At 73.0% G+C, this 7,288-nt stretch carries 8 protein-coding genes; 2 read left to right on the top strand and 6 right to left on the bottom strand.

The annotated features are described in order from the left end of the window. Nucleotides 1–484: 484 nt before the first annotated feature. A complete protein-coding gene (locus ABFX50_RS38525) occupies nucleotides 485–1,195 on the bottom strand; it encodes an SRPBCC family protein (RefSeq protein WP_346153659.1) in 711 nt (236 codons plus the stop codon). A 1-nt stretch (nucleotide 1,196) separates the two neighbouring features. Next, nucleotides 1,197–1,793, bottom strand: a complete 597-nt coding sequence (locus ABFX50_RS38520; protein ID WP_346153657.1) for an ArsR/SmtB family transcription factor — start codon at nucleotides 1,791–1,793, stop codon at nucleotides 1,197–1,199. A gap of 57 nt (nucleotides 1,794–1,850) precedes the next feature. Between ABFX50_RS38520 and ABFX50_RS38515 the strand changes: the two genes are divergently transcribed. Beyond that, entirely contained in the window at nucleotides 1,851–2,219 is a 369-nt protein-coding gene (locus ABFX50_RS38515) for a DUF1801 domain-containing protein (RefSeq protein ID WP_346153655.1), read from the top strand. Nucleotides 2,220–2,249: 30 nt separating this feature from the next. Here the strand turns inward: ABFX50_RS38515 and ABFX50_RS38510 are convergent, their stop codons facing one another. Genes ABFX50_RS38510 through ABFX50_RS38500 form a run of 3 tightly spaced genes read right to left on the bottom strand, consistent with a single transcriptional unit; the run spans nucleotide 2,250 to nucleotide 4,487 of the window. Continuing rightward, nucleotides 2,250–3,449, bottom strand: a complete 1,200-nt coding sequence (locus tag ABFX50_RS38510) for an RNA polymerase sigma factor (protein WP_346153654.1) — start codon at nucleotides 3,447–3,449, stop codon at nucleotides 2,250–2,252. 1 nt (nucleotide 3,450) lies between these two features. Further along, the gene (locus tag ABFX50_RS38505) at nucleotides 3,451–3,792 is read right to left on the bottom strand and encodes a YciI family protein (RefSeq protein WP_346153653.1); all 342 of its coding nucleotides are present in this window, start codon (nucleotides 3,790–3,792) and stop codon (nucleotides 3,451–3,453) included. 35 nt (nucleotides 3,793–3,827) lie between these two features. Beyond that, nucleotides 3,828–4,487 carry a TetR/AcrR family transcriptional regulator gene (locus tag ABFX50_RS38500; RefSeq protein WP_346153652.1) on the bottom strand — a complete coding sequence of 220 codons (660 nt, stop codon included), beginning with the start codon at nucleotides 4,485–4,487 and terminating at the stop codon, nucleotides 3,828–3,830. A gap of 39 nt (nucleotides 4,488–4,526) precedes the next feature. Between ABFX50_RS38500 and ABFX50_RS38495 the strand changes: the two genes are divergently transcribed. Further along, the gene (locus ABFX50_RS38495; RefSeq protein WP_346153650.1) at nucleotides 4,527–5,525 is read left to right on the top strand and encodes a saccharopine dehydrogenase NADP-binding domain-containing protein; all 999 of its coding nucleotides are present in this window, start codon (nucleotides 4,527–4,529) and stop codon (nucleotides 5,523–5,525) included. On the opposite strand, the gene ABFX50_RS38490 is transcribed toward ABFX50_RS38495, so the two are convergent. After that, nucleotides 5,509–7,134: an FAD-dependent oxidoreductase gene (locus ABFX50_RS38490; protein WP_346153648.1), complete on the bottom strand. Its 1,626-nt coding sequence runs from the start codon at nucleotides 7,132–7,134 to the stop codon at nucleotides 5,509–5,511. The genes ABFX50_RS38495 and ABFX50_RS38490 overlap by 17 nt on opposite strands. Nucleotides 7,135–7,288 lie beyond the last annotated feature (154 nt).

Here is a 7,288-nt window from a genome sequence, read left to right as displayed (position 1 = left end):
TGGCTCACAGAACGACATGGCTACGATCCGACTTGGTGGGCGGGTGCCGTCGACGATGAAGGGCGGCTCGTAGAGCGCGAGGCTGGTGATGGGGAGGCCGGCGTTGGCGGCTTCGAGGGCGAGGGCGGCGCCGGAGGAGATGCCGTAGACGTGCGCGGCGCCGCCGGCCTCGTCGATGAGGGCGCGCAGGTCCTCGATCTCGCGCTCGACCTGGTAGGTGGTGGCGTCGCGGCTGTCGCCCCTGCCCCTTCGGTCGTAGGTGTGGACGGTGAAGTGCTGTTCGAGCAGGTCGGCGAGGGGGCCGCTGGGGCCTTGGGCGCGCCAGCACATGGCGCCGTCGACGAGGATGAGCGCGGGGCCGCTGCCCCTGCGGTCGTAGGCGATGGCGGTGCCGTCGGCGGACATGACCGTGTTCATGAGGGGCTCCGGGGAGGGTGAGGGGTGCTCCCCCGCGCCGGGGGCGTCCGCGCGGGGGAGGGGTGGGTCAGGAGGTGTGGTCGGCCAGCCAGGCCGTCCAGGCGCGGTCGGCCTCGTCGGGGTCGGCGCCGGGGGTGAACAGGTGGTGCTGGGCGAAGGTGCCGCCGCCGAATCCGTTGACGAATCGGTACATCGCGTCGCGGGTGCGGATGCCGATGGTCTGGGAGTTGGTGAAGTAGACGACGCCTTCGGTCGGCTGCTGTCCCGGCGGGGTGAGGGTGAGGGTGTCGCCGGTGGCGGGCCGTCCGAGGGTGGTGCGCAGGTCGTCGAAGTCCGCTGGTCCGTGGGCGGTGACGGGCACGGCCGTATGGCCGGCGAAGTGGGTGAGGTATTCGGTGAGGGTGGCGTAGAACAGGGCCAGTCCTGTGCTCATGGCCTCGAACTCGGTCTCCCAGTCGTCGCCCGGCAGGAAGCCGCTGGTGACGACGCGGACGACGGTGCTGCCGGCGGCGCGGCCCTCGATGAGGAACTCGTAGGCGACGAAGCGGCCGTCGTCGGCGGGTTCGCTGGTGGCGGCCAGTCGCTTGCCGGGCTCCCAGGCGGTGACGGTGTTCTGGGGGGTGTAGCCGCCGAAGGCGGTGCGGATGACGCCCTCTTCGACCTGGGTGCGGCCCATGAACCAGGAGTCGATGCCGGGTCCTGTGGCGATGGCCTCCCAGACCTGCTCGGGGCTCGCCTCGACGGAGAGTTCGTGGTGGAGCTCGAACTCGTGCGACATGTCATGACTCCTGGGTGTCGGGGTCGACGGTGGGGTGGACGGCGAGGATGACGCGGTGGGTGCGGCCGCCTTCGGCGGTGTCGTCGTGGTATTTGCTGACGAGGGTGGTGACGGCGGTGGCGAGCTCCTCGGCGAAGGCGGCGCGGTCGGCGGCGCTGGCGAAGCGGACCTGGCCGTCGATGGCGAAGGTGGCGACGCGTTTGCGGGCCTTGGCGGCGCCGGTGATGAGGGTGCCGACGTCGCTGACGAGTCTGGCGGCGATGGCCAGCAGCCAGCGGGCCGACAGCCGGTCGGGGGCGCGGCTGGGGTCTGGGGCGACGCCTGCCATGGCGCGGGGGGAGATGACGTAGGAGGAGGCGGTGGCGCGCATGACGCGCTCGGTGACGTTGCCCTTCCTGCGTTCCTCGACGAGCTCGACCAGGCCGTGCCGTTCGAGGGTCTTGAGGTGGTAGTTGATTTTCTGCCGGGGGAGGCCGACCTTGGCGGCCAGCATGGTGGCCGAGCCGGGCTGGGAGAGCTCGGCCAGGAGTCTGGCCCTGATCGGGTCCAGCGATGCCTCGGCGGCTGCCGGGTCCTCGATCACCGTCACGTCGAACATGGCTCCACTCTCCCACCGACAATTTTTCTTGTCAAGGAGGCGTGCGACCATGGGCGCATGGCCGAGACACAGGACGTTCGCGAGTGGCTCGACGGCTTGGACGCGCCGCTGCGTGGCCGGGTGGAGGAGCTCGCCCAGGTGGTTCGGGAGGCCGACCCCCGGCTGGAGCAGTCGATCAAGTGGGGGCGGCTGACGTTCACCGTCGAGGGGAACTGGCACCACTGGTTGTGCGGCATCGCCGCGACGAAGAAGGGGGTGAAGCTGATCTTCCACAAGGGCGCGCTGCTGGAGGACCCCCACGACCTCCTGCTCGGCGCGGGACGCCACCTGCGCGAGGTGCCGGCCGATGCGGCGATGCGGCAGGCCGGGGCGGTCGCCGGCCTGGTACGCGAGGCGATCGCGCACCAGTGCGACATGCCGGAGTGAGGCCCGTCCACCGCAGGCGGCCCCCGCCGGCTATCGGGCGATGGCCTCGGCCCTGGTGCGCAGGAAGGCGCGCTCGGCCGCGTTGGTGGTGAGCTCGATCGCCGCCGTGTACGCCCGCAGCGCCTCCGCGTCGCGGCCCGTGCGGCGCAGCAGGTCGGCGCGGATGGCGTGGAAGAGGTGGAAGCCGCCGAGGTCGAGGTCGTCGACGAGTTCCAGCGCGACGGCGGGGGCTTCGACCTCGGCCACGGCGACCGCCCTGTTGAGGGCGACGATCGGCGTGGGCGTGGACAGCAGGAGCTGGTCGTACAGGGCGAGGATCTGCCGCCAGTCGGTGGGCGGGCCGTCGCTGTGCACGGCGTTGATCGCCGCCTGGATCTGGTACGGCCCCGGCTGGTCGCGCCGCAGGCACCACCGTACGATCCGGTGGCCTTCGGCGATCAGGTCGTGGTCCCAGAGGGCTCTGTCCTGCCCGGCCAGCGGCACCAGCCGTCCGTCGGGTGTGGTGCGGGCGGCGCGGCGCGACTGCAGCAGGAGCATGAGGGCCAGCAGCCCCCACACCTCGGGCTCGTCGGGCATGAGCTCGGCCAGCAGGCGGCCCAGCCGGATGGCCTCGGCGCACAGCTCCTCGCGCACCAGCCGGTCTCCCGCGCTGGCGGCGTACCCCTCGTTGAAGATGAGGTAGAGCACCGACAGCACCGCGCGCAGCCGGTCGGGCAGGTCGGCCTCGCGCGGGATCCGGTAGGGGATGCGCGCGTCGCGGATCTTGCCCTTGGCCCGGACCAGCCGCTGGGCCATCGTCGGTTCGGGCACCAGGAAGGCCCTGGCGATCTCGGCGGTGGTCAGGCCGCCCAGCAGGCGCAGGGTCAGCGCGACCTGGGCGGCGGTGGACAGCGAGGGGTGGCAGCAGGTGAAGATCAGGCGCAGCCTGTCGTCGTGCACGGGCCCCTCCACCTGGTCTGGTTCGCCGGTGGCCGTCATGAGGGCGGCCTGGGCGTGGCGCTCGTCGCGTGTGGACTCACGGCGCAGTCTGTCGATGGCCCTGTTGCGGGCGGTGGTGATGATCCAGCCCGCGGGGCTCGGCGGCGTTCCCGCCGACGGCCAGCGCCTGGTGGCCTCGGCGAAGGCGTCCTGGACGGCGTCCTCGGCCAGGTCGATGTCGCCGAAGGCACGGACCAGGACGGCGACGGCGCGGCCGTACTCCTCGCGGAATACACCTTCGAGCTGCGACATCTCAGTCGTGCAGCGGCCGGACTTCGATGGGCAGGGTGGAGGCCAGGGTGGCCCTGCGGGCCCAGTCGAGGGCGGCGTCGAGGTCGGGCGCCTGGATGACGACGAACCCGCCGATGTGCTCCTTGCCCTCGACGAACGGCCCGTCGGTCATCAGCACGCCGCCGGCGTCGGGCCGCAGCACGGTCGCGGTGTCCGCCGGGTGCAGGCGGCCGGTGAAGACCCACGCGCCCGCCTGCCTGAGCTCGCTCTCGAACGCCTCGACCTCGCGCATGATGGGACCGAGCACCTCGGGCGGGGGTGGGTCGCCGTCGGGCTGGTAGATGCTGAGCAGGTACTTCTTCATCGGGTCCTCCTGGGTGGTTTCCCTCTCCTCAGTCTCTATACGAACGCGCTCACGCCGTTTCGACAGGCTCGCGTGGTGAGGTGGTGGACAAGGGCGCCGGTGGTCCACCTCTGCCATCTGGCGTGCGGCCAGCCGCGGCCGGTGACGAGCAGGTTGTAGGTCTCGGGGGCCAGCGACGCGAGGGCGATGTCGGCGGCGTCCTCGACGGTGAGCTCCTCGCGCAGCGCCCCCTTGGCGGCCAGCGCCTCGGCGAAGACCCGCTGCACGGTCAGGCGCCGGTCCACGTTGTCGGCCCACACCTCGGCCAGGTCGGGGTCGGAGGCCGCGGCGCTGCGCACCACGTCCAGCAGCGCGGCGGCCCGCAGATGGATCGCTCCCGCGCCCTCGACCTGCCGTCTGATCTGCTCGACAGGGTCGGGCTCGGCCAGCGCCTCGCGCACCCACGGGCGTTCGAGCGTGGGGATCGGCTCGTCGTCGCCCGCGACGGCCACATCGAGCGCGGCGGTGAGCACGGCGCGTTTGGCACCGAAGGCGTAGTAGACGGTCTGCTCGCCCACCCCGGCCCTGGCGGCGATGGCGTTGACGCTGGTGGCGCCATATCCGGCGGCCACGAACAGCTCCGTGGCGGCGGCCGTGACGCGGGCGCGGGTGGCCCTGGCCCGCGCGGTCCTGCCGTCCGGCTTGGATGCGCTCATCACATTACTGTAGCGTCACTACAAAAACTTGGGGGAGTCATGGGCGCGATCCTCGTCCTCGGTGGATACGGGGCCGTCGGCAGGCAGGCGGCGGCGGCGCTGGTGCGGGACGGTCCCGGCAGGTCCGTGATCGTGGCGGGGCGCGACCCTTCGGCGGCCCGGCCGGTGCCGGGCACGACCGCCATGCGCGTGGACGCCTCCGACGCCGCCGGGCTGGCCGGGGCGCTGGAGGGCGTCGAGGCGGTCCTGATGTGCGCCGAGCTCGACAACGCCGCCGTCGCCCGCGCCTGCCTGGAGCGGGGGGTGCACTACCTCGACGTCAGCGCCTCCCACGCGGTGCTCGCCGGGATCGAGGAGCTCGACGAGCTGGCCGTACGGCGGGGCGCGACGGCGGTCCTGAGCGTCGGTCTGGTCCCGGGCGTCACCAACCTGCTGGTACGGCACTGCGTCGAGCGCTCGGGAACCGGCCAGGCCCGCGTCGGTGTGCTGCTCGGCTCGGGTGAGCAGCACGGCCCCTCGGCCATCCGCTGGACCCTCGACGGGCTCGGCAGGCTCGAGGGCTCATGGGCGATGCGCTTCCCCGCCCCGTTCGGCGAGCGCGTCGTGCACCGCTTCCCCTTCTCCGACCAGTACACGCTGCCGCGCACCCTCGGGATCGGCCAGGTCGCCACCGGCCTGGCGCTCGACTCGCGGCTGACCACCGCGCTGCTGGCCGCCGCCAGAGGCCCGGCCGTGGGCCGCCTGCTGCGCCGCCCGAGGGTGCGCGAGGCGCTCGTGGCGGCGCTGGGCAGGATCCACCTGGGGGGTGACGGGTTCGCGGTGACCGTACGGTCGGGGAAGGTCAGGGCCGGCTTCAGCGGACGCCTGCAGAGCCGCGCCACCGGGCTGACCGCCGCGCTGCTGCTACGGAGGCTGCCCGGCATGCCGCCAGGGGTCAGGCACGTCGAGCAGCTGGTGGAGCCCGCCGACTTCCTCACCGAGCTGGCCGCCCACGGCTTCGAGCTGGACCTCGGCGCGCAGGCTAGGCCGTCCGCCTGACTCTGAGGATGTTGTCGAGACGGGTGCCGGGGCGGCCGTCGGGGGCGGTCTGCTCGCGCTCGTACTCCTCGCAGCGCTGGACCTCCCACTGTCCTTCGGGCAGCTCCAGCGACTCCAGGACCTCCTGAGGGGTGGGCAGGTGCACCGCCGGGTGCGGCTCGGGCTCCCACGAGGGGAAGCCCGCGTGCCCGACGATCAGGAGCACGCCGCCCGGCGCGACCGCCCCGGCGGCGAACCTGAGGATCTTCTCGCGCGGCATGTCGCCGGGCGAGTGCAGGAAGTGCGCGGAGACGAGGTCGAAGGAGCCCTCGGGGAAGGACGCGCCGAGGTCGTGCTGCTGCCAGTCGATCCGGTCGGCGACCCCGGCCTGCTTCGCGTGCGCGGCGGCGCGTTCGAGGGCGACGCGGGAGATGTCGGTGGCCGTCACGCGCCAGCCCCTCGAGGCGAGCCAGACGGCGTCGCCGCCCTCGCCGCAGCCCAGGTCGAGAGCGGTGCCGGGCTCCAGGTCCGCGGCCTCGCGCACGAGGGCGGCGTTGGGGTCGCCGCTCCAGATCCTGTCGCTGGCGGCGTAACGGCCGTCCCAGAACTCCTGCTCGGTGACGTCCCGCCGGTCGTGGGCAGGGTGGCGGGCGCGCTGCCGGCGGGAGGCGACGGCCTGGCGGGTCTCTTCGTCGATCAGGTCGGCGTTGATGGCCGCGCCGGCGCGCACTCCCGCGCCGGCCGCGCCGATGACCTGCTCGGTCAGGTTGGCCACGTTGCCCGCCACCCACACCCCCGGCACCGCCGTGGCTCCCGAGGGGTCGGCGGCGACATAGCTGCCGACCACGTGGCCGCCCATCTCCAGGTCGGTGGGCTCCAGGCCGAGGCCGGTCAGCACGTCGGCACGGGCGGTCATGCGCGGCGCCACGACGACGGCCTCGAGCGGGAGCACCCTGCCGTCGGCCAGGCGGAGGCCGGTGAGCCTGTCGTCGCTCACCTCCAGCGCCGCGACCGCTCCCTCGACCACGGCGATGTCCCTCGCGGCCAGCTGTTCGCGCTCGTCGTCGCCGAGGCCGTCCTGTGTGTGCAGGAAGAGGGTCACGTCGCTGCTCCACTGCCGCCACAGCAACGCCTGGTGGACGGCGAGCGGCCCGTCGGCCAGGACGCCGATGGCCTGGTCGCGCACCTCCCAGCCGTGGCAGTAGGGGCAGTGCAGCACCTCGCGGCCCCATCGTTGGGCCAGTCCCTGCACGTCGGGCAGCTCGTCGACCAGCCCGGTGGTCACCAGCAGCCTGCCGGCCACGACGGAGGAGCCGTTGTCGAGCCGCAGGCGGAAGCCGTCGCCCGCGCGCTCGGCCGCCACGACGCTGCCCTGGACGATCCGGCCGCCGTAGCCGCTCACCTCCGCGCGGCCCGCGGCCAGCAGGTCGGCGGGGGAGACGCCCTCGCGCGCCAGGTAGCCGTGGACGTGCCCCGCCGGGGCGTTGCGCGGCTGTCCCGCGTCGATCACCAGGACCGAGCGGCGCGCTCTGGCCAGGGTGAGCGCGCCGCTGAGCCCTGCGGCGCCACCGCCGACCACCACGACGTCGTAGCGCCGCCCGTCACCTGTCTGTTCGGTCTGTGCGTTCATGTGTGCCTCCATTCACCGCAGATGGTCCGCCGAGGACCCGCCGCTTGGCAAAGTTCATTGCCAAAGTGGCAAATTCGGCTCTGGCCGCCCTCGCGCCTCTGCCACGGAAAGGTGTTCTCGCTGATCACCGGGACAGGGTCCTCCTTCGGCACTG

It is taken from the genome of Nonomuraea recticatena, from assembly GCF_039533245.1.
Classification (GTDB): Bacteria; Actinomycetota; Actinomycetes; order Streptosporangiales; family Streptosporangiaceae; genus Nonomuraea; species Nonomuraea roseola.
Note: the sequence above shows the minus strand (reverse complement) of the source record. Positions and strands in the feature narration are given on the sequence as shown.